The sequence below is a fragment of the Rhodococcoides trifolii genome, assembly GCF_014635345.1.
Classification (GTDB): domain Bacteria; phylum Actinomycetota; class Actinomycetes; order Mycobacteriales; family Mycobacteriaceae; genus Rhodococcoides; species Rhodococcoides trifolii.
Genome location: NZ_BMCU01000006.1, coordinates 345,365 through 370,638 on the forward strand (window position 1 = coordinate 345,365; position 25,274 = coordinate 370,638).

The window sequence follows — 25,274 nt, forward strand, 5'->3', positions numbered from 1 at the left end:
AACACGAACCACGAACCACGAATCGAACAGGAGCATCCATGAGCGAGAACGGACCCGCCGTCGCCTCCGCAACACCCACCCCTACCGAACACGACGATGCCGCAGCGGCGATGTCGAGTGCCGCAACCCCGGCAACCGAGCACGCTCCCCACAGCGGGCACGACCACGGTGGTGGGCACGGTCACGATCAGCACGGTGGGCACGGCGACGGCGGGCACGGAGACCATGTCGGCCAGTTCCGGCGCCTGTTCTGGATCATGGCCGCCCTGGCGGTTCCGGTCGTCGCGGCATCGGAGATGTTCGCGTCGATCATCGGGTACTCCCTCCCGGACGCAGTCTGGATCGGGTGGGTGTCACCCCTCCTCGGAACGGTCATGTTCTTCTGGGGTGGATCGCCGTTCCTGACCGGCGCGGTCGGTGAGATCCGTTCACGCGCACCGGGAATGATGCTGCTCATCGCCCTCGCGATCACCGTCGCGTTCGTCGCCTCGCTGGGCGCCAGCGTGGGACTGCTCGACCATCAGCTCGACTTCTGGTGGGAACTGGCGCTGCTGATCGTGATCATGCTCCTCGGGCACTGGATCGAGATGCGCTCACTCGCCCAGACGACCTCGGCCCTGGACTCTCTCGCCGCGCTGCTCCCCGACACCGCCGACCTCGTCGACGACGCCGGGGAGGTGTCGAGCGTCGATCCCGCGGACCTGAAGATCGGCGACGTGGTTCTCGTACGGCCCGGCGCCCGCGTTCCTGCGGACGGCGCCATCGTCTCCGGCACCGCGAGCATGGACGAATCGATGATCACCGGTGAATCGCGCACCGTCCGGCGCAGCGACGGAGACACCGTCGTCGCCGGCACCGTCGCCACCGATTCCGGGCTGCGGGTCCGTGTCTCCGCGACGGGGGAGGACACCGCTCTCGCCGGTATCCGCCGACTGGTGTCCGACGCGCAGAACTCCTCGTCGCGGGCGCAGCGCCTCGCCGACACTGCCGCGAAGTGGTTGTTCTGGTACGCCCTCGGCGCCGGCATCGTCACCGCGATCGTCTGGGCTGCTCTCGGCTCACCGGACGATGCGGTCATCCGCACGATCACCGTCCTGGTGATCGCCTGCCCCCATGCCCTCGGCCTGGCCATCCCCTTGGTGGTCTCGATCGCCACCGAACGCGCCGCACGCGCCGGTGTTCTGATCAAGGACCGGCTCGCCCTCGAATCCATGCGGACGGTGGACACGGTGTTGTTCGACAAGACCGGCACCCTGACCAGAGGTGAACCCACCGTCACCGGCGTCGAGGTGACGCATGGGCGAACCGAGGACGACGTGCTCGCCCTCGCCGCCGCTGCGGAAGCCGATTCCGAACACCCCCTCGCCCGCGCCATCGTCGGCGCCGCCCGCGCTCGGAGTCTTCATTCGGCGCCGGGCAGCGAGTTCGTGTCCTCGCCCGCCGTTGGGGTGTCGGCGGTGGTGAACGGTGTTCGCGTGCGGGTCGGTGGCCCGTCGATGCTCGAGGAGGAGGGTGTGAGCGAGCTCCCGGTCGCCGATCGGTGGCGCGGCGACGGGGCGATCATCCTTCATGTAGTCGCCGGCGGTCAGGTGGTTGGTGCACTGAAGTTGGCGGACGAGATCCGCAGCGAATCCCGCACCGCCGTCGAGCAATTGCACGCACGCGGTGTCGCGGTGGTGATGATCACCGGCGACGCCGACGCAATCGCCAAATCAGTGGCCACCGAGCTGGGTGTCGACAGGTACTTCGCCGGGGTGCGCCCGGAAGACAAGGCGCACCGAGTGATCGAACTGCAGAGCGAAGGCCGCAAGGTCGCGATGGTCGGCGACGGTGTCAACGACGCTCCTGCGCTTGCGCAAGCAGACGTGGGTATTGCCATCGGCGCCGGCACCGACGTGGCGATCGCCTCTGCGGGAGTGATTCTCGCCAGCGACGACCCCCGGTCGGTGCTCTCCGTCATCGATCTCTCGAGCGCCACCTACCGCAAGATGAAGCAAAACCTATGGTGGGCAGCGGGATACAACCTGATCTCGGTTCCCCTCGCCGCCGGCGTCCTTGCACCGGTCGGGTTCGTACTTCCAATGTCGGTCGGGGCGATCCTGATGTCGCTGTCGACGATCATCGTCGCGGCCAACGCACAGGTGCTACGTCGGCTCGATTTGACCCCACGCGGGCGAACCCCGGCAACTCGAACTGAGGACCGGAGGGAGGTGCAGGCATGAGCGTCGACGACGAAGCCGGCGCCGCGCACCACGGATACATCGGAGACAAAGCCCGCTACGCACAAAGGATGCGGCGCATCGAAGGTCAGGCACGTGGGGTGGCGCGGATGATCGAGGAGGAGCAGTACTGCATCGACATCCTCACTCAGATCTCGGCGCTGACCGCCGCTCTGCAGAACGTGGCTCTGGGACTGCTCGACGATCACCTCGGACATTGCGTGGTCGATGCCGTCCGCGCAGGCGAGGACGGCGGAGCCGCGAAACTCGCCGAAGCCTCCGCAGCAATTGCCCGACTCGTCAAGTCCTGACACTCGCCACCCGAGCTGCCGCCCGCAGAACAACAGCCCCGCACCACACGGTGCGGGGCTGTTGTTCTGCGGTGCTCGGTTCGGAGCGACGACCCGGGATCAGCCGAGAAGTTGCTGCATCCGGCCGATCTCGGCGTTCTGCGTCTCCACGATGGTCGAGGCCAACGCGATCGCGTCGGGGTTGGTTCCGTCCGTGATCTCGGTCTGCGCCATCGTGACCGCACCCTGGTGATGTTGGACCATCATCGTGAGCCACTGGCGGTCGAAGTCGGCACCCGAGAGTGTCATCAGTGAATCCATGTCCTGCGCCGACATCATCCCCGATCCGGAACTGTGGTCCATCCCGTCCATCGACCCCATGTCGGCCGAGGGTGCGGGCTGCCCCCACTCGCTGAGCCATGAGGTGAGCTGGTCCATCTCGGGTTTCTGCGCGCTTTCGATCTCACCGGCGAGAGCGATCACATCCGGGTTCGTGGTCCGGCCCTCGACCATGGCGGCCATCTCCACAGCCTGGGCGTGGTGCGGGTACATCATCGACGCGAACATGACGTCGGCGTCGCCGAACTGCGCGGCGTCCGCCGTGGTCGACGATGCCGGCGCCGACGTGGACGAGCCCATCGAATGGCCCTCCATCGACGTGTCGGAACCGTCGTCGCTACACCCGGCGACGACCATCACCCCGAGCGCTGCGGCGGCGAGGATGGTGGCTGTTCTGGTATTGACGTGCATGGTGAAGTCTCCTGTTTCGGTGTGACAGAGGGGGTTCGAGCTGTGTTCGCTCCGCCGGAGCACAAGCCCCGGGCTCCCTGTCACACGCGCAGCATCACCGATCTGTCCAGCGGCGGTTTCGAACCCGGTGGAGATCGGCCGAGAGCCGCCGTCGCGGCACTTCGGCTCCCGGGGCTCGTGTCGTCGGCGGCCAAGTATCCGATCACAGCAGCCGGCGCCGTCACCGCAGGCCACGACGACATCGTTGCCACACACGGGTGCATCATGTCGTGGCCACCCGGACACGAATACTCACGGACCTGCTCGCCGGACACGGCGTCGTGTTCACCGACTGCGTGCCGAAGATGGAGGGCAACATCGGGAGTGACGGATCCGTGCCCGCCATCGCCGATGGGCGGCATCGCGGCGACCGTGCCCATACCCTCGTGCGCGGAGGTTGCGGGCATCGTCACCACCGAATGCATCAACACCACGCCGACCACCGTGCCCAGCAGCACCACGAGCGCCGCAAACCAGCGTCGACTGCTCGGATGGAGGCGTTTCACCCGACCGAGTCTACAAATTAATACCCCCAGGGGGTAACCGCTGTGTCTCTCGGGAGACTTTGCGGGCGCGTCACCGAACTGGGCTCCGCTCCGCTGGTCGCTGTGAAGAGATTTCCTGCCTTGTCTCACCGCCGTTGCCGGGCAGACCTCTGACGCAGCTTCGAAAGATGCCCGGAGGGCGGGTATGGCCTCTATTTTCTCCGAAGGACGGCCGCAACGAAATGGTCACCCAGTGTTCTCTACGAACCGCCCCCTGCCGAAAGATGGAGACGAGGAACGTGAGCCGGGCACGATGTTCATGGCCCAGAGATTGAGCCCGGACTACCACACATGATGGTCGAGTTGCGTCCCCTTCGGCGCCGTTAGACCGGATCGGCCTGCGGCCGAGCTTGACAAAGCCTATTGAGATTCCCTTCTGCCGGTTCGATTGTGACCGGCGGTGACCTCCACGCAACCCCCGACGTCCGCTGCGCTCCCGCCCTAACGGGTCGACCCCGATTTCCCACCCACACTCGCTGCGCTCCCAGGTAAATCGCCGCCGCTCGCGCATTGCATTCCGGCCCCCTCATGCCGGCCCCATCACCCCTTGCCAGAAGGGCAAAAAAATTGGCGGGCCGGGGGTTCCGGTCGGGCCACGAGCACGGGGAGTCACCATGACCGCAAGGCAAGTCAGAACACGCTCCATCCGACACATCGCGGCCGCGCAGGATCAGGCGAGACACGCGATCGTCACCCACAGCACCGTCCTCATCGCCGGACCCCAACGCGCCGACGTGAGCGTGCACGCCGCCGGAACCGACAGCGCCCGGATGACCGTCACTCTCGGACCGCTGATGATGACCTTTCACGACGCCGAATCCACCACTGCCGTGATCGACGGATTCAACGCCGTCCGCGCCGCGCTGATGGGACTGGACAACCGCGCACCCGAACGAGAAGACAGCGCAGTCGAATTCGCACGTAACACCATCGCCGTCACCTGGATCTCGGCGCCGCAGTACGCAATCAGCCGCGGAAGTCGCGTCGACAACGCCCAACGGCGCACCGTGCACTGGGTGGACCTTCATATGGGACCCATCACCTGGCGCATCGCCGATCACACCGGCTACAACGACCTCATGGCCGAGTTCCGCAACGTCCACCGCACCGCCGTCGCAGTCTTCGCCGACGGTGGCAAATTCCGCCGAGACCCCACCAAACCACGCACCGACACCTGAGCGCACACACGCGCAGCGCGGCCCCGGTTCTCCACAGAATCGGGGCACTCGCGCGTCGATCCACAGAACTGGCTGCCGCCGATCGTGTGGCGGCCGCTCGCTGCGCTCGCGGCTGCACGCTCACACCAGCAGTGACCCACCACAGCAAGGAGTCCCACCATGATCGCCTGGTCCGTTCTCGTGTACCCCGCAGCCGGCGGGCCCGTCCTCGCCGGCTCCGGCCTCACCGATACCCGCACAGACGCGGTCGAAGACCTCACCGACGCGATCCGTGGCGCACTCATGGACGCCTCCGCCTACGCCGCACCCGGGGGAGAGGGCCCGAGGTACACCGCGCTCGTCGACGCCGAACGCGCCCTCACCGTCCACCTCACGCGAAACTCGCTCGGCCGTCTCGACCTCGACGCAGCGCTCGACGAGCTCGAACGCTTCGAAGAAGCCGAACGCGACCGCACAGCTTTCGCGTAGAGACGGCCGGGGTCGGACGGCGACGGTGTCCCAATATCCGACTCAGAACTTCTGTCAGTAGCTCGACGCATACTGTGCGCCATGCGAATCCGAACAACCGCCGGCCCGCCATTATCCTTCGAGATCGCCGCTTACGCAGCCCGCGCATTAGCCCTGACCCACCCGACCGACCCGACCACCAACACCCCGTTCGCGCCGCCGACGTACAGCAAACCGAGCGAACCCGGTTACGCGGCAGTATCACCAGTCACTCGGACGATCACGTGAAGACCCGCCTCGGGTTTCACAGCCGGATGTGAGGAACTGCCACTGCCGCGCGCCGCAACTGGTAACGAGGTGTACCCAGCCGTGGGCGCACGAGGTGCAGCCCGACAGTCTCGGCTATCCGCTCGACGACCTCGTCGACACTCAGGTCGTCCGTGGCGATGCGAGTCTCGAAACGCTCATCCTGCAATGCGGCGGAGCATCGCTGTGCATGCTGCATCGCCCAGGTCTCGTCGGCGCCCACGATGCGGCCGAAGACGGAAGCGAGCCGTGATCGCAGTCTTCGATGGATCACCTGCACCGACGCAGTCAGCGCGTAGTGCCGAACGTCGAGGCCCTCGCCCCGCAAGCGGCCGACGATCTCGTCGAAGTACTCGGGGTTGACCAGCGTCATCGGCACAATCACCGGATGTACGGTCTCATGGCAGACCTGCACGAGCGTCTCGAAAACAGCTGATCGCCACTGCGGACGATCTTGAAAATCGGCGCGCGCGCTGGGCGGCAGCATCTTGTGGATCGCGAATCCCAGAAGTTCGGGATCCGCTACATGGGCCGCCGGAAGCCGACGGTACAGCTCATGGGCAGTCTGAGTCTTGCCGACGCCGAACGCACCGTTGATCCAGATCAGCACGACGTCGAGGTTACCGACGGGTGGGCAGAGCACGCAGCATCCGTGGTGACAGGGCAATCATCGCCAGAGCTAGTACAGAGACCACAGCCTGCCCGATCCGACCCGGCGTCACACCCGGGGTTGTGTCGATCGGCGGATAGTTCGCTACTGCATTCGCGGCTGCGTCCAAGGTCACCACAACTGTCCCCGCCAACCAGCCGACCCTCGACCTCTTCGCGATGGCCACTGCGACAACCGCATCGACGACGACGAGGGTAGAGAAGAACGTAACGAGGAACCCGAGGAGGCCGTCAGGTCGACCATCCGCCGTTCGCAAGTTGAACGACGTGGACAACGCTGCCGTAGGAAAAGACGCCCACCGCAACCCATCTGACGATCGTGTCCACATTGACCAGTAAACCCGAAACCGGACAAGGCGTTACCGCGACACCGCGGGGGTCGGCCTGAGTTGCACCCTCGCACTCACCCGGCCGGGTAGCGGCCGTCGAGGTGGTCGGTGAGTCGCCGGCCGACACCGGATCGCGCTCCGCGCTATGACAGGAACTGTTCGGTGCAGTTCTGGCGCTCTCCAGCCGCACCACCCCCGTCCGCCTTCCCCACTAACGGCGCCCGCTCCGGCCGAGGCTCCAAGAATTTTTCAAAACCCCTTCGGCCACCAGGCCCGGCCGCGGAGTGAGCCGGGCTGTTCGGTCCTTGCGCACCCCGCCGTTCCCGCGCAGTTACGGGTCGGCCCCCGACGATTCTCGAACCAAACTGAATCTATCGACGTATGGTCGGCGTCCTTGTGCGGCTGCGGATTTGACTGAATCACATCAACTCCCGCTGCGGCCCCTGCGGGGCCGGTTCCAGTGGCTAGTTGGGGGTCGTACGAGTGCGCCGAGTGTGCCATGCCGGGGACCCGACCAGTCAACCCACGCTTCGCTCTTCGGGGTTGACAGCCCACCCTCGTCATGGCCGATCGCTGCGTCTCATCCGAACCTGCGAAAGGCGCAGCACATGTTCCGAATCACCGATCACCAGCTCATCACCGGCCTCATCGGCACGGCAGTCCACTTGCCGGCGGAGCGCTCGGACCGCGCCCGGCACCTGGTCACCGAAGCGCTAGCGCTCGCCAGCTTCCTGGACCTGCCGGTCCTGATCGAGGAAGCCGAAGGGGCGCTCGGACGCATCGAACACGACGAATCCTGCACATGGTGCGCCGGCATGCCCGGAGCGCATATGCCTCCAGTCGAAGAGGTCTTCTGGTGCACCCACTGACCGGTGCGGTCCCGGCCCGGAAGGGTCGGGGCCACAATGGCTCTCGCCGCGCACCGTCTGAGACGGGGGAGCGTCGTCTTGCGGCTTTTCTGCTTGGACGCACCCCCGCCCCGAACGGTTCCACCGTCTGCTGTCCGGCGGGCACACTGGTCCCGGCGCAGGTCCTCGGAACCGGTTTTGGCTACTCGGCTAGCTTGGCGACCGCCTGAGCCCACAGGAAGTACTTGTTCGTCCCCAGGTCCCGCACGGTCTTGATGTTGAACGCCGCCTTCAGGTGCTCCGCGTCCCCATCGCTGACTCCTTGGAGCGCCGCCACCGGCGCGTCCGCAAGCTCCTCGACCGGCTTCTGCTCGTACGCCTTGTCGAACTTGTCGGCGATACCCGCCATCACATACCCCTCGTCCTCGCGCGTCGACGTCCGGACCGGACGCCCGAGACCACCGTACGAGCCGCACGCCAACCTCACCAGGGTTGTACTGGCCCATTTGCAATCGAACATGTGTTCGATAGAGTCTGGAAGCGCCCATCTCCATCCAGCGAAAGGTCGTGCACGGTGACCCTCGCAGCCCCTGAGCTCGCCGAGGTCGACAAACAAGCCCGTCTGGATCAGCTCCGCCGCCGCATCGCCGCCGTTCCAGGCCGTACCCGCGACCGGTCCGATGAACTGTTCACCGACCCTGAACCGATCACCCCGACACCTGCCCAGGCGCAGACGCCCAAGCGCCGCATCGACAACCAGACGACCGCGCTGTCTGCGCGGATACGGTCGCAACGGGTCCTTCCCGCCCCGCCTGCGCTCGGCGCGCTGCTCCCGCGCGGCGGTCTGGCTCGAGGCACCGTCACTGCCGTTACCGGCGCACACTCGATCCTCGTGGCGCTCGTTGCAGCGACCACCGGCGCCGGTGAACACGCCGCGATCATGGGTCTGCCCCGCTTCGGACTGCTCGCCGCCCACGAGATGGGCGCCGATCTCGCCCGCTGCGCCGTCATCGACAATCCCGGCGACGACCCCGCTGAGGTCGCGGCGGTGTTGCTCGACGGGGTCTCTCTGGTCGTCCTGGGACTCGGTGGTCGCACCGTCGCCCCGACCCGCGCACGAGCCGTGACCGCCCGTGCACACACCAAGAACGCCGCACTGATTGTTGCGGAAGGTCATTGGTCCGGCGTCGACCTGACCCTCGATGCCCGCGTCACCGGCTACACCGGACTCGGACACGGTCACGGTCGCCTACGCGGTGTCCATCTCGACCTCGATGTCACCGGCAGGGGAGCGCAACGGCGCACCGGACACCTCGACCTGAGCGCCCAAGACGGATCCGCGGCGTGGAGTGCCCGCGGCGACCAGCCGCGACCGTGGTCGCAAGCGCTGTGAGGTAGCGGTGTTCGACAACTGGAACGCTCACATGCAACCCCTTCCGTACCGCGTGGTCGACCCGCCGCAGCCGGTCACCGTCGACCTCGGAGTTGCGTTCGCGCGATCCCCGAGATCGCGAAGCGATGGTCTACCGATGCGAGTACGTGCCGAGGGGTTGGTGTTGTCTGGAACGGTCAACGCCGAACTTCATGCGTGGGTTCGCACCAATCTGGGCGATTGGCTCGCGCTGGTGTGCTGCACGACCACATCTGGCAACAGCAAAGGAACGATGGATTTACAGCAGTGGGTGCCGTCGGGATCCGTCAGACCTGTCGATTCGTGACTGGTTGACACGTCCGTTCGACTCTGAGCGCGGACTGTGGGAGTTGCGCTGGAGGATTCGCATTGCGGCGTGCGGTGGCGCTAAGGAACGCTCGAACAGCCTCACTACTTTGTTCTACGTCGTTCACAGTCTTGTGTGCCGGCCGCCGCCGAAGAGTGCGGATCCGACAGCGGTCATGAGCAACGCCACCCCGATCGCAAGAGACACGAGCGCAAACGCCGGCGCGAACGCTTGTGCAACGCGGTGCGCTCGCCCAGTCCCGGACCGTGCAACCACACGCGCGACGATCAGAAATATGGCTGCACCGAACGCGATTGCAATCATCAGGCTGCAACGCTTCGGTTTCTCGACCGAGAAATCGAGAAATCGTTCCTGTCAGTTCTGGATAGTACGTGAACATTCATATGTGAAACCTTTTCCTTGTGTGTTCGTTATCGTTCACAGAGACTGCGTGCCTGTAGAAATTCGGTTACCTAGTCAGCGTTTCGGCCCTGACTGCGCGGAGCTTTCCGATTGACCGTGGGTGCCGGCGCGCGCCGGGTCGGAACTGAATGCAAGTCCGCAGACCTGAGCAGCCGTCGCGCGTCAAAGGTAGGGATGCCCGCGAGAGCCGACGCTGACCGGAGCGACCCCTCCCGAGTCTGGATGTCCCTCAGCGCCCTTGCCATCGACTGCAAGCCAGCGTCGACCGCCTCCCATGCCGCTCGGAACGTGTTCACGTCGATCTGGTTCGCTTTGTCCCTGGTGTCGTTCGTGACCACTGAATGCTGGTAATTAATACGGGCACGTGTGCGTGACTCGATCCGACTGCGTGACGACGCCATGTCCACAATCCGCCTCTGTCCACGCCGTTGATTTTCGTACCACCGGCTTCGATAAAATGTGTCGCCGACTTTACCGTCGATCCCGATAATGCGATAGATAGTTTCACTGAAGCAAATCCCCACACACCTCTTGCATTATGGTCAATTCAGTTCTGCGTAGGTACTGTCCGAATTGTGATGGGGCTGCACAAGTTGACCGCGGGGGATGGGTATTCATATCTGACCCGGCAGGTCGCAGCAGCGGACTCGACGCAGCGCGGAGTGTCCTCGCTCGCGGATTATTACAGCGAGAAGGGTGAAACGCCGGGCCTGTGGTCGGGCACCGGACTCACCGCCTTGGGATCAGTTGCTCCCAACAGTCAGGTCTCCGAGGCACAGATGAAGGCCCTTTTCGGAGAGGGTTTGCACCCCGACGCGGATCAAATCTTTCTGGCTGCGATTGGTGCTGGCGCGACCTCGAAAGAGGCTGCTCGGTCGGCGCAACTTGGACGATCCTTCAAAATCGACGGGGGAGCAACCAAGTTTCGGGTGGCGTGCGCCGCCGCGTTCGTCGAGTTCAACACGGGCAACGGCCACAAGTGGAACGCCCCAATTCAGGACGACGACCGAGCCCGGATACGAACCGGGGTCGCGACGTCGATGTTCGAAGGCGAGTTCGGACGTTCACCCTCCGACGCGCGCGAGTTGTCGGGATGGGTCGCCCGCATCGGACGACAGAACACCAAAGCGGTAGCCGGGTACGACCTGACGTTCACACCGGTCAAGTCGGTCTCGGCGTTGTGGGCCATCGCACCCCTGGACGTCGCGGCACAGATCGAGGCCGCACACGACGCGGCCGTACAGGCCGCACTCCTGTTCCTGGAACGGAACGCAACGTTTTCCCGCACAGGCACCAACGGAGTTGCTCAAGTCGACACCGATGGTCTGATCGCCGCCGCGTTCACCCACCGCGATTCGCGTGCCGGAGACCCGAACTTGCACACCCACGTTGCAATCAGCAACAAGGTGCGCACTGTCGGTGCGGACGGTGCAACGCGATGGCTTGCACTCGACGGTCGTCCGCTCTACCGCAACGTGGTCAGTGCATCCGAGGTCTACAACACCGTTCTGGAAGCCGAAGTCCGTTCGAAGGTCGGAGGCCGCTTCGCTGAGCGGCGATCCGGTGACTCGAGGCGTCGTCCTGTTCGCGAGCTCGTCGGCGTGGACGATCGACTGACGGCGGCCTGGTCGTCGCGTCGAGCCATGATCGTGCACCGAACAGGCGAGTTGGCTTCCCAGTTCCAGCGCGATCACGGTCGTGAGCCGACAGCCATCGAGTCCATCAGTCTTGCGCAGCAGGCGACATTGGAGACGCGGGCTGCCAAACACGAGCCCCGGTCGTTGGCTGACCAGCGGTCGGTGTGGTGGTCGGAAGCCGCCAAAATTCTCGGGTCGGACCGATCCGTCGTCGACATGATTGCGACGGCCACGACACAGCATCACCGGCCGGGTGCGGAGCGATCTGATGCCTGGATCGAGAGCTGCGCAGACCGCATAGTCGACACCGTCTCGCGCGAGCGCTCCCGGTGGCGTATCAACCACGTTCGGGCCGAGGCCATACGGCTTGTTCGCGGGAACGACCTGAGCAGCGGAGAGATCGAGGACGTCGTGGGCCGGATCGTTGCGATGGCATGCGACCCCGCCCGAGCCGTCGACCTTTCCAACTCCCGCGATGCAGGTGTCGAATCGCAGACACCGACCGTGCTACGACGTCGTGACGGTACCGACGTCTACACCCAGCACGAAAGTTCCTATTTCACCTCGGAAGCGGTGCTCGCAGCAGAGTCTCGGGTCCTCCGCGCCGCGACGCTTCGCGGCGGCCGATCGGCTCGTCCTTCTGATATCGAGCTCGCGCTGTTGGAGTCCGCTGCGAACGGACGCGAACTGAATGCTGGCCAACGCTCCCTCGTTCGCGAACTGGCATCGTCGGGAGCCAGACTTCAGCTCGCGTTGGCCCCAGCCGGTACAGGCAAGACCACCGCAATGCGCTCTCTCGGCCGCGCATGGCTGAACTCCGGTGGAACTGTAGTAGGACTGGCGCCGACGGCAACAGCCGCTGCGTTGCTTCGCGACGACCTTGGGGCGACGACGGACACCGTCGCCAAGCTCCTGTTCGTTCTCGAGAACCGACCTACATCGACGGGGCAGACTGCCTGGGTCGACAACATCGGTCCGGACACGCTGGTCGTCATCGACGAGGCCGGCATGACCAGCACACTCGATCTCGACACTGCGATCAACGAACTCCTTCGTCGCGGCGCCAGCGTTCGACTGATCGGCGACGATCAACAACTCGCGTCAATCGCCGCCGGGGGTGTACTTCGGGACATCCACGACACCGTCGGCGCGGTCACCCTGTCGAACGTGGTGCGCTTCTCCGATCCTTCCGAAGGCGCTGCATCGCTTGCCCTTCGCGACGGCGACGACGCGGCCATCGGCTTCTATATCGACCACGGACGTGTACACGTCGGGTCCGACGTGACCGTGGCGTACGACGCCTACCGAGGATGGGCTACAGATCGTGCCGCCGGCCGAGATGCTGTTCTATTGGCCCCGACGCTCGAGGTGGTCAACACCTTGAACGCGCGTGCTCGCACCGACCGCATCGCGGCAGGCGGCGCTCGACCAGGTCGCGAAGTCAGGCTGTCGGACGGTCTCGCAGCAAGCGCCGGCGACATCATCTGCACCCGAAAGAACGAACGCAGGCTACCGATGACAGCGTCGGACTGGGTTCGCAACGGTGACCGCTGGACTGTCGAAAAAGCCACGAGATCCGGCAAACTGGTTGTTCGGCACCTCGGACTCGGACGGAAGCTGACCCTTCCTGCGCAGTACGTCGCGGACCACGTCACCCTCGGGTATGCCTCGACCGTTCACTCCGCGCAGGGCATGACCGCCGACGTGTGTCATACCGTCGCGACCGGTGCCGAAACCCGCCAGATTCTCTACGTAGCGATGACTCGGGGTAGACACGGCAATCACCTCTACCTTCCAACTGCCTCGAACGGGGACCTCCAACTCGCTATGACGGAACGCGGGTTGCTGCCGCCGACTGCCGTCGACGACCTCAGAACCATCCTCGCCAGGGACGGCGCGCAGAAGTCCGCACACACCACCGCTCGCGAAGTCAACGACCCCTTCAGACTTCTCGGCCCAGCCGCCGCTGCCTACCGCGACGCAGTCGGTACGGCCGCCGAGACTCACGTCGGCCCGGAACGGCTGTCGCACATAACCCAATCTGCTGAGGGATTGGTGGACGCGATTAGCGACGCGCCGGCCTGGCCCGTCCTCCGGATGCATCTTGCGATGCTGGAAGCGAATGGTGTCGACGCACTCGACGCACTCGAGTCGGCTTTCAGCAGCGGACGCGAACTCACCACGGCGGACGATCCTGCAGCGGTATTGCAGTGGCGGCTACCCGCGCCCCGGCCATCCACGCCGGGAACAGACGTAAGTCCACTCCCGTGGTTGCCGCCGATTCCCGTTGCCCTTCAGGCCGACACGCAATGGGCTCCCTATCTCAGCGCGCGCGCCGCACTTGTAGTCGAGCACGCGAGCGCCGTCCACGAGGCCTCGCAACAGTGGACTCCGACGACGTCACCGACATGGGCACGCCCGTTCGTCGGAAGCGCCGACCGTGACCTCCCGTCCGATCTCGCAGTGTTCCGCGCAGCCCATGACGTCCCCGATGCCGATCGACGGACCTGCGGTCCGGACCAATTCGCCGCGGCGCCGCGACTTGCGCAGGAACAACTGATATCGAGAGCCGAACTGATCGCGGGCGACGACGCATCCGCAGCTCGAACGTGGCAACCCGCTGTCGACCAAATCGACCGCCACGTCGCCCGAGACCCGTACTGGCCCAACCTGGCTGAGCGTCTCGCCACTGCCTCTCAGGCAGGAATAGATGTCCACAGCTTGATCGAGGAAGCCGTCGCCGACCGCCCGCTGCCGGATGAAATACCGGCCGCGGCACTGTGGTGGCGCCTGTCCGGCGCTCTCGGCGATGCCGTGCTCGAAGCCGACGGCCTGGGACCGACAGTGCGCCCGCCCTGGTCCGAACACCTGGTGGCTGCCCTCGGTTCCGTCGACGCGGAACGGGTGATGACCGACGCTGCCTGGCCCGCCTTGGTCTCGGCAGTAGACGCAGCAAGCCCACGGTCATGGACACCAGCGTCACTTCTCGACACCGCCGTCGGTCTTCTCGACCCTGGTGTCGGCGACACACAAGGCGTCCGTCCGCACGAGCTGGCGAGAGCACTCACCTGGCGCATCGAACTGCTGGTGCACGATCGCGGATCCTGGCAAGTCATCGACCCGCCAACAGAACCGGAGATCGGGTCCGAGTTCGACGACGCGCACTGCGACCGCAGTTTCGAGCCGTCCTCTACGGACGACACAGTCGCTGACTCACTGGCGGTTCTCGACGCGGACTATTACTTGTCGCTCGACACTATCGAGCCCGCCGAACCGCAGGGCAAAACCGACAGCTTGCCCGACGCTCCTGACGCAGCCGAAGAGTGGCAGCTCTACGCGGACAACGCGCAGCACGTAGCTGACTTGGCCTACCCGAATGTTGCCGCGGACGAACGCGTCTCGCTACTGCGTGCGAATATCGACGAGGCTCGCGAAGAACTGCACTCACTCCGCAATGAGCTGATGGATGGACGCGGACCGTCAATGACCGCCGTTGCGCCAACGTTGATGGGGATGCGCGAGACCGCGGACCGTCAGAGGCCGGCGATGATCGCCATGCTGGATGCCCGACATACCTGGATCGAGTCCGACTGCGCCGCGGAAGTCGTTCGTGGGCAGATCGGTCAGTTCACGTCGGACAAGAAGGTCGCCCTCGAAATCGGAGATGACGACCGTGCAGCGGCACTCGAAGGCACCATTGCATGGGAGACATGGCGACTGACGATGTTGGTAACCCGTGTGAATGCGGACCGAACAGCTGCGGAGGCCGCCGCAGCGACGTACGAGGACGTCGGCGTAGCTGATGGGGGCCACGTGACGCCCGAGGATGTGCTCGACGCTCGATGGGAAGCAATGGACCTCGATGCAGTTGGTGTTTCTGCAGCCTCGAAGAGAGTGAACACACTGCAGGGGCAGCTCGTACGCGCTGAACGTATTGCTGCCGAAGAGTACGCACGCAGTCGAGTAGACGAAATCGTGAAATCCGCTGCCCCGGCGACTGAACGACCGTTCCAGGCGCTGTCCCATACGGAGCTGATGCACGTCATCGACAGGGCGGAGACCGACTTGCGGCAGGCCACTCTCCTGGTCGCGTCGCAGACCGATCGAGTGCCTTCGATTGAGCGAGTTCACAAGGAGCAGAGACGGATACGTGAGCAGGCGGAATTGATCGCCTTGGCGCGCGCGGCCCGCACCGTGTACGACGCGGCAAGCGCCGAGTTGAGCTCGGCTTGTCAGGGATTGACGACAGCGGGAGGTGCGAGGATGAGGTTTCGCCGAACGCACGTATCACCAGATCCAGCCGCGCACGATCGACTGCGACAGGCTCGAGATGCGGTCGCCCAGGCTTTGCGCACCGCGACGGCCGCAAAGAATGAGGTGCGATTGCCAGAAGGTGCCTGGGAAAGCATCATCGAACGGTCGCAGGACTCTGACGCATGGAGCGCTGAAGCGTCAGCAGCAGCGCGTGACGACCTTGCGGCAGCCGAGACCAATACGAAAATGAAAGTCAAAGCGGAGCGTCTCCGGTCAATTATCGAGCAGGGCCGAGAAGAGCAGAGGCAACGGCGTGCAGGAAAAGTCGCGAACAGCGAAGGCGGGCAGAGCCTTCTGATTGACCGTCATACAAGAACCCGTGGTGCTCGGGCGTTGTCTGGAGAGCAAGCTCATCAGTTGATGCCGGGGACAAACTTGCGTGCGCACAACGTCACTCACGACGTTGGTTCAGAACGGTAGAAGCTTCACTCAGTGCAATACGAACGGATTTCTACTAATCACGCGCTCTGACAATCTTTTTGCTTCTACGCAGCCGGTCAAAGTGGCGGGTAGAACTTGGCCACGAAAATTTCATTTTTCGCACCGTAGGTACCGAAACGCCAGTTCAGCACAGTTTTTCTTCCCGGACCGTGTCGGAGACCTGCGATACGGTCAATGTTGTGACGCAACCACCCGCCGGAGCCGACGAACAGGGACAACCAGGTACCTGGTTGGCCGCGCTGGCCCCCGGCGACGCCCGTCCGGCCGTCTCGTCGGCAGTCGCAGAACGGATCGCCGACGCCGTCACCTCGTCCCGATCCGCCGGCACACGACGCGTCTACGCATCCGCCTGGCGCCGATTCACCGGGTGGTGCGCCCGCTCCGGTTACGACGCGCTGCCCGCGCACCCGCTGACGGTCGCGGCGTACCTCGTCGACGCCGCGGACACGCACACCGAGACGGGGAAGCGGGCGTACGCACCCGCCACGTTGTCCCGGTGGGTCGCCTCGATCAACCACTATCACCGCACATCCGGTCTCCCGGCGCCCGGACCGGACGAGATGGTCGCCGCCACCCTGGCCGGAATCAGACGCGAATACGCCGCCGCCGGGGACCGACCCCGAACACCCCGCGCGCCACTGCTGGTCGCGGACATAGCGCTCATGGTCACCACCGCCCGCGAACGCAGCGCAGGATGGTCCGACGACGTCCTCGAACGACGCGACAGCGCCCTGCTGCTGATGGGGTTCGCCGGCGCATTCCGTCGCAGCGAACTCGCCGACCTCACCTGTGGCGACGTCAAGATCCACCGACACGACGGTCTCCACGTCCGGTTGACCAAGTCCAAGACAGACCAGGAAGGTCACGGGGCTGTCCGTGCGTTGCCGATCACGGTCTCGCACACCACCTGCCCACCCTGCGCGTACGTGCGGTGGCTCCAGGTCGTCGCCGCGTACGACGCCGGAGGGCGACCGTCGGTCATCCGGCTACTGCGAGGGCGCGAGCCGTTCGACGGTCACATCTGCCACGGGGGAGTGCCACGCACGGTGGCGCGGTCACCACTGTTTCGCGCCGTCGTCAAGAACGGCAACCTCTCGACCACACCCCTGTCGGGATCGGCGATCCACAAGACCATCCGCCGCCGCGCCGAGCACGCCGGCTTCGACCCGCACCTGCTCTCGCAGCTCGGCGGGCATTCGCTGCGTGCCGGTTTCGTGACGCAGGCGTTCCGCAATGGCGCCCAGGCACACGCCATCATGCGCCAGACCGGACACACCAGTCCTGCGATGCTCGAGCTCTACGCGAGGGAGGACGCGCCCCTGATCGGCAACGCCGTCAACGACATTGGACTATAGAGAGTCAAGTGAGCGCAGTTGCCCTTCATGATGTAACTGTCCGTCGGGCCGGGGGACCGATTCCGTGAGTTCGGGTCGACCGCACGGAGCCGGAACGGAGCCCGACGGTCGAAGGTGGGTCGGTGATGGACAATTTATGACGGCAGATTGAACCGTTACCGAAGACGGCGTGGCCGTAGGCTTATCTCGTGGCTTCGCCCAACAAGTGGATTACCGATGCCGAGATCGAGCGGTCGAAGGAACTGACTCGCCGTAACCCTCAGACGACTTTTCGACATCACGTCGTGCCACGGATGTACTTGAAACGGTGGTCAAGCAACGGACACCAGGTAAGAGTTGTCGACCTGAATGTTGGATCGGTCGCCGACGTCGACCCCGACATCGATGCCGCCGCTTCGGAGGAGTTTTTCTACGAGATCGAAGCGCACGACGTCGATCCCGATGACAACCCGAGCATGTGGTTCGAAACCCACATGGGGCGAATCGAAGACAAAGCTGCGCACTGGCTGAGGGCGCTCGATTCCCGCCCGGACGGCCGCATCAGAGACACCAACCTTCTGTCCAATCTCGCTGTTTACGTGGGCCTACAGAGCCAGCGGACGTTTCGCGGGCGAGAACATGAGCTGACCATCGACCGTGCCATCGCCCATTACGGCGCCGAGTATCTGTTCGACATACCCGACGTCCTCTCGGTGCTTGCGGGCAATTACGGCATCCCTTACACGCACGCCCGCCATCGAGAAATCGCACAGAGCATTGTGCGCACCCAACTGATCAGCGCCGAAACCCAACCCAAGGCGATCGAGTCGGCAATCGGGGTCTGGCGTGAGCAGGTCGTCCCGCACCTCGAACAACACAGATCATGGTGGCTGATCAGTACTGAGTCGCCGCTGCTGACCTGCGACGACCCTGTGATCCGTATCGGCACCAAGCGTCAAACGCGAGAATTGCCGATTCCGTACAAGACGGCCCCGCTCATCCTCTTTCCGGCTGGCCCGCGCCGATTGCTCGTCCTCGCACCTTTGGACAGACCGATCGAACGGCCACACCACCTCACCGTCCAAGAGACAGGGTTCGTCAACCGCGAACTAGCGTTCAACAGCAACGGCCTGCTTTTCGATCAACCTGGTTCCACAGTCGCTGCGGGAATGACAGTCCCTCCCTACCCCGCGGAGTCGACCGGGTTTCCCCAAACTTTGAGCAGCTACAGCGAATTCGTCAGAGCACTCTCACCGAACACGCGGTGGACCGGCGCACCCTATGCGCCCCAATGGCCGCTTTCCCGTTGGACGTCCTGAGCATGACAGCCAAACCCTGCGGCCGTACCTCGCTGATGACAAGGCTTGCTGCCTAGTGCGGTGCGAAAACTGTTGCGACCGCCAGACCGGGGAAGAGGTGTCCACCGTCCCCGATCACCGCACCTTCGAATATCGACACTCCGCCAGTCAACCAACCAGTCGTCCAGTGAGCGCGAAGGGTGGGGACCAAGTCGAGCGCGGCGGCAACGACGACAGGTGGACCGGGTTAATTAGTCGGACCGTATTTGGTGCAGGGCTAACGAAGTCAGCCAAACAGACGACGCCGGGAACACAGCGGAATGCAATGGCGGGTGCCACCATGAGTCGATGACGGTATCCACCGGTGATCGGCCACAGTTCGAGATCGGCATCTTCTTGGTCTCCGAAGAAGTGGTTCAGCCCCCCCCGCGCACGATTCGCAGGTGACCGCGCGAGAGTGCCGGACAGAAGATGAAGCGAAACGTGTTGCGCGGATGCTTCTTAGGAGGCGTCCGGACAGCACGATGACAGTGACCTTTCAAGGTGTAGACGGTGATTCCCGTCAGCTCGGAACGGGAAGAGCGAAATCACTCCGCAGGACGCGGCGCAGCGGAGTTCGATTGTCGAACGCCCACAGAGCATCCTGGTCTGTTGGCCGGCCCGCGAATTTCCCCTGCGGAAAGCTGCGGTGACCAGACCGGGAGGACCTGCCCGCAGCCGCCGAGTACCGCACCTGTCCGGTATCGACACGTCACCGGTCGACTGGGCGAGACTGCGTCCGTTGCGACCCCGCTGCAGTGATCCACGTTCTTTGCGAACTTCGACTCTTCTCGAACTTGTATCCATCAATTGGTACGAATTGTGCTAGTTTCTTGGTACAAATTGCTGAAGGAGAATATTCGTGGACAGAAGCAGCTTCGGCTTCACACTCGCTCTCACACTCAGTCCCGTCGGAGTGGTCGTCGTCGCCGCATTGGTGTGGTTGGCAACGGTATTGGTGGCACGGAGATCCGTCGGAGTCCACACCGCCGGTCGCCGTTTCCGCACACTCGCCGGCACCCTCGGAGCTCTGCTCGTCCTTTCGGGGTGGGCGCTCGGCGTCCTTGCGCCTCGGTGGTCGGAGCCGCTCGACACGGTGTGGTGGAGGTTCGCAGCTCCCCTCGCGGGAGCGACCATCGCAGCGTCGACTCTGGCGCTGTGGGCGGTTCGACACCCTGTACTCGTCGAGGAACCGGTGGTACCCGTTGTTCGCCGGACGTGGACGTCGTTCGTGAACGGTGGACAGCTTCGCATTCTGCTCGTTTGGGCCGCTCTGCTGCTGGCAGTGACTGTCGTGTGCGGGCTCGCATCCGAACCGGGTGTCGCCGGATCGGCGAACATCACCTTCATCGGGCCGAGCGGTGGGTACGGCACGGTCTACGGCTGGACAGAGGGCCTTCCCGTTATCCTGATGACCATCGCTCTGCTCGGATCGACCTGGTGGGCACTGCATCTCGATGCTGCGCGGCCGTTTGCCCGGATCGCAGCGGTGGACGACGAGAGTCGTGCGAGAGCGGCAGCGGCATCACTGTTGCTGACCGTGACCATCGGTGCTGTGCTTCTGAGCTTGGGCGCTGTAGTGGAAGGCATCGGCTACTCGGCGGGACAGGTCGGCTTCCAGATGCCGGGCTCCGACCCGTACTTGTGGAGCACGGGCTTCTCCTCGATTGCGCCGACGATGAGAGTCCTCGGGTGGGTCCTGCAAGTAGCTGGTGTCGTGTACGTGCTCGAGGCGATCGCGCGTCCGTTTCGACACCGATCGGTCAGCGCGTCGTCGGAGGCCTCCGTTGCGGCGCGCCGATGACTGATCGCCTCGCGGGTGGAGGGCAGTCGACGTCGATCTACGATCACTACCGGGGTCTGATCGTCTCGGGTCGTCTGGGGCGCGGCGAGAGATTGCCCACCGTCCGTCAGACCGCCCGCGATCTGGGGGTGTCCCCCGGGACGACGGCACGGGCCTACAAGCAACTCGAGCACGACGGCCTGGTCGTGACACGCACCGGCGCCGGGACCAGGGTGTCCGACACCGCATCCCCGCTACCCACAGAGATTGTCGACCTCGTTCGATCACTCGCTCGAACGACGGCGCGCATCCGAGTCGACCCGCACGATGTGATGTCCTCGCTTCGAGCCGAACTGGATCCGTCGGCGACGGCACTCGTCGATGGCGAGTGAGACTCGACGCGCGTATGCGCATGAGTGAGGCCGTCGAGATGCAGCGAAAGGTACGGCGTCGTTCAGGTCGAGGACTCGAATTGCCACTAGGGTCGTTCACCGAACGACGCAAGAAAAGGTTCGTGTGCTGGTGTACCCGGAGCCGATGAACAAGATCGACCAGACTCACAACGGTGAGAAGCGTTCTCGGGGTGCCGATCTGAGGTCCACCGCTATACGTGCCGTGGTGGTCGCCCTCGGACTCGGGGCCCGCGTCGCCAGCGATCGGGGTCCTGACACCGGCTAGGGAGGGGAGTGCGTGAGCGAGAAAATCCGCGACCGGCTCTGGGTGACTGCACTGGTGATTGTCGTCGCGATCGTTGCCCTGTTGATGGCCATGTACCCCTTCTACGGGACGGTGACCTGGTTCATCGATCCGCCGCCCAAGCTGTACATCGCGGGTACCGGATACGCATTGGACTCGTCGTCACCCACCCCCGGTCTTCCGCCGACCGTGGCGTGGATTGCCGATCACCACATGTGGCCACTCTGGTACGACATCTTCACCCCGCAGGAAGGCTTCGGGCCATCAGTGTTTCTGCGCTGGAGGGACGGCATGTTCTATCAGTACACAACCCGCGGCTGAGTGCTGAGATGGCGGTCGGTGCGGCTGTTGTGGACTCGACAACGGCGGGGTCTAAAGCACCGGAGCCTAGTAGGCCGGGCCCGTGAACTCGAAGGATCTTCGGGCACGGCTGCTGCAGGTCCAGTCACGAGTATCTACTGCGCGACTCGAACGTCACACGGAACACCTGCACGGGCAGTGGACCTTCGAGACGCTGCTAGCGAGCAGTCCTTGCCGCCTTGTCGGCCCTCACCGTTGCCAGAACCATCAATATCGCTTGGACGCCGAGGCCCACAGCGGGAACGGTTACCGCAAGACCCGCCGCGGTCCCCGACCCCGATACGACCGACACCACCGAAGTCCCCGCCGTAACTGCCACCACGACTGTCGCGGTGATGAGTGCTGCTCGAAGTAGTGAAGAGGCAGCCTCGTGTCCGATGCGCCACCCCTCGGGCGATGCTGTGGTCGCCTTGGTCTTGAGGCCGATGACGGAGTTGGGCCCCAGGTCGGCAACCTGGTTACGCGAGAGAGCGCAGAGTGCTCCGATGAGCACAACGCCCAGGGTGAGCGAGAGGATGGCTGGAGCGTTCATCGTTTCCCTTCGCACCCGCGGTAGGTGCCGTCGTAGCCTGCCTCGCAGCACGCGACCCACATTCCGCAGGAATGGTTGGAAGCTGCGCTTTCCGGACTGCTCCGTGTCGTCGACACGGTTGTTAGCTGATGCTTTAAGACATGGTGGTAGGTCGTCTACACCGGGGGCGAATGTGGTGACCGCAACGACCGGCGCAATCTGATCGCGTTCACCACAGACCACGCGATAGCGATGGGAGCGAGTAGACCCAGTGCCGGTGAGCCACTAAAAATGGACCACAGGGTGATCAGGAAGACGGCAGCGGTGACGACGACCGCTGTCAATTTGCGCGGCAGAGTCGATGTGTGGTCGGCGTCGAGACTGCGAAACTTCTCGTTCACGAACAGCATTCGAGTCGCCGAGACGACCGCAGCGAAACCGACAATGGCGAGCAGTCCGAGCGGGAGGATGCCGTCGAACGAGACCTCCGGATTTCTCAGATTCCGGACGACGCCCACGGTGTAGGGCACCGACGCCACATACCCGAGATACAGCAGCACGATCGGGCCGGCGAGCCCGGGAGGCTTCGTCGACGTCGCCATACCCCCGACTGTACCAATTGTCCGTTCTTCCGGTCGTTGTTTCTCGCCGTGCGCACGGAACGAGTCTCAACGCGATCGTGACAGGATGGCGTGATGACCGCGCCGTTTCGTGTGCTGACGACATCGGTACAGACTGTCGAGGGTCAGTTCCGTATACGCGCCGATCAAGCGGTCGAAGACCCGTGGCGGAGGATCATCGACGCCATCACCGAGTTCCGCCACGGGGCACTCATGGTCATGACCGGCGCCACCTACGGCCCTGTCGAAGTTGCTATCGAGGAGTATCGCGCGCGACCTGAGACGCTCGACGTCGAGTGGGACGTCATCACCGAACGAGATTTCACCAGCTTGCCGGTGACAAACCCCGCGCCCGGTGGTCCGTTGGGGTCGGCAGTTCGGATCGGAAACATCAACGACTCCCAACCCGAAACCATCCTTACCGAACGGGTCGGATTGCTCAGGATGCGTTTTCACGCGCGAGACCGCGACCGTGCCCGTCGGCTGGGTGATCTGACAGAAATCGTGGAGCGGTATTTGATACAGGTCTGGCCTGCAACGCGCGCTGATACACCTATGCATGTCCTGGGAACGGATTCGGTCATGGAAAAGCGGATAGGTGGCGGCACCATGAAGAATTTGGACAATCCGAACGGTCCCCCTTTTCCGGGCAATAATCTGATTCCCCGGCTTAATTTTCCTGATCACTGACGCCACCAGGGACGTATCAGTACGTGCGCAGGGTCTCAGGCCATCGCAGAATAGGGCGACGGCTCCTTCGACGGTCGGTCGCCGAAGGTGCGAAAACTGTTGCGGGACATAAGTCGGCCTCGGCGAATCTGGCTTCACCCGATTTTATGTCGCGAAGCGCGGTGATCAGTGGGCTGAGAACTAGTAGCTTGAGATGCGAACGGCGTCTTTTAGAACGCGCTCGTCATGAACAGATCGGTGGCGGTCAGTGAAGGCCCGAGACAGGGTGACGGTAGCGGCACTCGGTGCAGCGGCGATTGCGGCGGGCTTTGGTGGGTTGCCCACTACTCAGGACCAAATGGGGTCGAACGTAGAGTCGTGGGCTGAAAACGCGTCGAAGTGGCACCAGGGGCCGCTTTTCGTTGTCGTGGTTTTGGCGGTGCTCATCGCCGTGTCAGTGCCGCTCGACCGGCGGGGTTGGCGAGTCGTCGCGAGGTTGTGCGCTGGTGCTGTCGCGGTGTGCGGGTTGGTCAAAGCGCCGTGGATTCTCGGCGCCTTGATGTACTGGGCGTTCGCGTCTTCAGCAGGTCTGGCATCCCTGTGTGCGGTTCTGTTGTTGGCGACATCGATTGCAATCCTCGTTGGAGTCGGGGCGTCGCGTCCTCGGAGCGCAGCCGGCGGTACGCGTCCTCAGCCCGATTCAGGGAAAGTCGGTTAGGGAACGGTCTGAACGACCCCGCCGAGTGGCTGCGGTGCGGAAACTACAAGGTTGACGGCTATTCGTCTGTGGAGCCTCGAACCCGGGGGTCGCAAGGAGTCGTACCTTAATTCTTGTTTCAGAGGAGGTGAGAAAGAGGAATGGTCTGCGGAGCCGCCGAAAGGCTTGGTCGGTGGTGGACTCGGATCGTCAGTCGACGTCCTCGGTGTCAGGAGGGTGGTGGTTCATGTCGGTGCGAGAGCGCCGTTACGTGCACGGATGCGTGAACCTAGATGCCGCCGAGTTCACACGGGCGGGGCCACGTCAGCGGTCAGTGACCTCGTATCGGTCGCTGCTACGGACGATCGTAACCCACAAAGAGACTGCGAAGTTCGAACGTGAGATGACCGGGAATCGCGGGGCCGACCGTTGCACGTCGTGGGCTACCGCGTGGGCTGGAGGTTGCGAACTGATGGCGCTGCGAGCGCGCCGAGTGACATTGCCGCCCAGAGGATCGCCCCCGCGATGGCGACGTGTGCTGAGCCGACTGCGGCTGCGATCGGCGTCACGGCCAGTTGGCCTAGCGGGACCGCGGCGAACGATCCGAGGCTGTCGTAGGACGCGACTCGGGAGAGGGCCTGTTGTGGCACGTGTTGTTGCAGAGCGGTGTCCCACAAGATTCCGCTGATTGCTGCGCCGGCGCCTGTCAGTTTCAGAAGACGACTGCACTAGTTCAGAAGACGACTGCACTTACCCACCACACGGGAGCGCCGGTCAGTAGCATTCATCCCGCCGAGCTACGCGTACAACCACCATATAGAACAGCTTCTGTGATCGAAAAGTCCTCGATCTACCAGTGAACATGATTGCCCTCGACACGTCGTGTGTGTTCCCTTGGAGTCTTTGACTTTGACGTAGCTCGTCACCGGTATGTTGAGTGCGCTTGTGCGCCAGACGTTCTATGCGTTCGATTCGAAGTATCCCGATTCACTCTCGACCTACTGCAGTGGGGTTAAATTGGGTGGCGCAGTTCATGTTCGAGTGTGGTCTAGTCGACTGCGTGTCGATGCGGCGTGGCAATGAACCTCGGTTCCGAGCCTGGTGCCCGCTCTGA

General features: G+C 64.0%; 21 protein-coding genes. 14 read left to right on the forward strand and 7 right to left on the reverse strand.

All coding sequences use genetic code 11. The features are described 5' to 3' along the window. Window positions 1–110: 110 nt before the first annotated feature. Together IEW02_RS23490 and IEW02_RS23495 are read left to right on the forward strand one after the other, a co-directional pair. Window positions 111–2,222, forward strand: coding sequence for a heavy metal translocating P-type ATPase (locus IEW02_RS23490; protein WP_188547672.1), 2,112 nt, complete (start codon window positions 111–113; stop codon window positions 2,220–2,222). Next, entirely contained in the window at window positions 2,219–2,530 is a 312-nt protein-coding gene (locus IEW02_RS23495) for a metal-sensitive transcriptional regulator (protein ID WP_188547556.1), read from the forward strand. The genes IEW02_RS23490 and IEW02_RS23495 overlap by 4 nt, the downstream gene beginning before the upstream one ends. Window positions 2,531–2,629: 99 nt before the next feature. Here IEW02_RS23495 and IEW02_RS23500 read toward each other — a convergent pair whose 3' ends face one another. Both IEW02_RS23500 and IEW02_RS23505 read right to left on the reverse strand, forming a co-directional pair. Beyond that, window positions 2,630–3,259: a DUF305 domain-containing protein gene (locus tag IEW02_RS23500; RefSeq protein WP_188547558.1), complete on the reverse strand. Its 630-nt coding sequence runs from the start codon at window positions 3,257–3,259 to the stop codon at window positions 2,630–2,632. An 80-nt stretch (window positions 3,260–3,339) separates the two neighbouring features. Then, window positions 3,340–3,804 (reverse strand): hypothetical protein, encoded by a 465-nt coding sequence (locus tag IEW02_RS23505; RefSeq protein ID WP_188547561.1) that lies wholly within the window; start codon window positions 3,802–3,804, stop codon window positions 3,340–3,342. A 653-nt stretch (window positions 3,805–4,457) separates the two neighbouring features. Between IEW02_RS23505 and IEW02_RS23510 the strand changes: the two genes are divergently transcribed. Both IEW02_RS23510 and IEW02_RS23515 read left to right on the forward strand, forming a co-directional pair. Then, entirely contained in the window at window positions 4,458–5,021 is a 564-nt protein-coding gene (locus IEW02_RS23510) for a hypothetical protein (protein WP_188547563.1), read from the forward strand. Window positions 5,022–5,180: 159 nt separating this feature from the next. Next, window positions 5,181–5,489, forward strand: a complete 309-nt coding sequence (locus IEW02_RS23515; protein ID WP_188547565.1) for a hypothetical protein — start codon at window positions 5,181–5,183, stop codon at window positions 5,487–5,489. A 283-nt stretch (window positions 5,490–5,772) separates the two neighbouring features. On the opposite strand, the gene IEW02_RS23520 is transcribed toward IEW02_RS23515, so the two are convergent. Next, the gene (locus tag IEW02_RS23520; protein ID WP_308933204.1) at window positions 5,773–6,417 is read right to left on the reverse strand and encodes a P-loop nucleotide/nucleoside kinase family protein; all 645 of its coding nucleotides are present in this window, start codon (window positions 6,415–6,417) and stop codon (window positions 5,773–5,775) included. A 963-nt stretch (window positions 6,418–7,380) separates the two neighbouring features. Here IEW02_RS23520 and IEW02_RS23525 point away from each other — a divergent pair. Beyond that, a complete protein-coding gene (locus IEW02_RS23525; protein ID WP_188547566.1) occupies window positions 7,381–7,641 on the forward strand; it encodes a hypothetical protein in 261 nt (86 codons plus the stop codon). Between the two features lie 181 nt (window positions 7,642–7,822). Here the strand turns inward: IEW02_RS23525 and IEW02_RS23530 are convergent, their stop codons facing one another. Beyond that, window positions 7,823–8,029, reverse strand: coding sequence for a hypothetical protein (locus IEW02_RS23530; protein ID WP_188547676.1), 207 nt, complete (start codon window positions 8,027–8,029; stop codon window positions 7,823–7,825). A 165-nt stretch (window positions 8,030–8,194) separates the two neighbouring features. On the opposite strand from IEW02_RS23530, the gene imuA' reads away from it, so the two are divergent. From imuA' to IEW02_RS23570, 8 genes are all read left to right on the forward strand, one after another. After that, window positions 8,195–9,013 carry a DnaE2-dependent mutagenesis accessory factor ImuA' gene (imuA', locus tag IEW02_RS23535; protein WP_188547568.1) on the forward strand — a complete coding sequence of 273 codons (819 nt, stop codon included), beginning with the start codon at window positions 8,195–8,197 and terminating at the stop codon, window positions 9,011–9,013. A 1,326-nt stretch (window positions 9,014–10,339) separates the two neighbouring features. After that, window positions 10,340–16,132, forward strand: a complete 5,793-nt coding sequence (gene mobF, locus IEW02_RS23540) for a MobF family relaxase (protein ID WP_188547579.1) — start codon at window positions 10,340–10,342, stop codon at window positions 16,130–16,132. 251 nt (window positions 16,133–16,383) lie between these two features. Further along, window positions 16,384–17,508, forward strand: a complete 1,125-nt coding sequence (locus tag IEW02_RS23545) for a site-specific integrase (RefSeq protein WP_229746279.1) — start codon at window positions 16,384–16,386, stop codon at window positions 17,506–17,508. Window positions 17,509–17,696: 188 nt separating this feature from the next. Next, the gene (locus tag IEW02_RS23550; RefSeq protein ID WP_188547583.1) at window positions 17,697–18,806 is read left to right on the forward strand and encodes a DUF4238 domain-containing protein; all 1,110 of its coding nucleotides are present in this window, start codon (window positions 17,697–17,699) and stop codon (window positions 18,804–18,806) included. Between the two features lie 880 nt (window positions 18,807–19,686). Then, window positions 19,687–20,628 carry a hypothetical protein gene (locus IEW02_RS23555; RefSeq protein WP_188547585.1) on the forward strand — a complete coding sequence of 314 codons (942 nt, stop codon included), beginning with the start codon at window positions 19,687–19,689 and terminating at the stop codon, window positions 20,626–20,628. Beyond that, a complete protein-coding gene (locus tag IEW02_RS23560; protein WP_188547587.1) occupies window positions 20,625–20,999 on the forward strand; it encodes a GntR family transcriptional regulator in 375 nt (124 codons plus the stop codon). Before IEW02_RS23555 ends, IEW02_RS23560 begins: the two co-directional genes overlap by 4 nt. A 145-nt stretch (window positions 21,000–21,144) precedes the next feature. Next, window positions 21,145–21,285 (forward strand): hypothetical protein, encoded by a 141-nt coding sequence (locus tag IEW02_RS23565; RefSeq protein WP_188547589.1) that lies wholly within the window; start codon window positions 21,145–21,147, stop codon window positions 21,283–21,285. 12 nt (window positions 21,286–21,297) lie between these two features. Then, window positions 21,298–21,624: a hypothetical protein gene (locus tag IEW02_RS23570; RefSeq protein ID WP_188547591.1), complete on the forward strand. Its 327-nt coding sequence runs from the start codon at window positions 21,298–21,300 to the stop codon at window positions 21,622–21,624. Window positions 21,625–21,820: 196 nt separating this feature from the next. Here the strand turns inward: IEW02_RS23570 and IEW02_RS23575 are convergent, their stop codons facing one another. Together IEW02_RS23575 and IEW02_RS23580 are read right to left on the reverse strand one after the other, a co-directional pair. Continuing rightward, a complete protein-coding gene (locus tag IEW02_RS23575) occupies window positions 21,821–22,195 on the reverse strand; it encodes an SdpI family protein (protein ID WP_188547593.1) in 375 nt (124 codons plus the stop codon). Between the two features lie 155 nt (window positions 22,196–22,350). Then, window positions 22,351–22,776, reverse strand: coding sequence for a hypothetical protein (locus IEW02_RS23580; protein WP_188547595.1), 426 nt, complete (start codon window positions 22,774–22,776; stop codon window positions 22,351–22,353). Window positions 22,777–22,869: 93 nt separating this feature from the next. On the opposite strand from IEW02_RS23580, the gene IEW02_RS23585 reads away from it, so the two are divergent. Then, on the forward strand, window positions 22,870–23,484 hold the full coding sequence (locus IEW02_RS23585; protein ID WP_188547597.1) for a hypothetical protein: 615 nt from the start codon (window positions 22,870–22,872) through the stop codon (window positions 23,482–23,484). A 1,119-nt stretch (window positions 23,485–24,603) separates the two neighbouring features. Here IEW02_RS23585 and IEW02_RS23590 read toward each other — a convergent pair. After that, on the reverse strand, window positions 24,604–24,810 hold the full coding sequence (locus tag IEW02_RS23590; RefSeq protein ID WP_188547599.1) for a hypothetical protein: 207 nt from the start codon (window positions 24,808–24,810) through the stop codon (window positions 24,604–24,606). Window positions 24,811–25,274 lie beyond the last annotated feature (464 nt).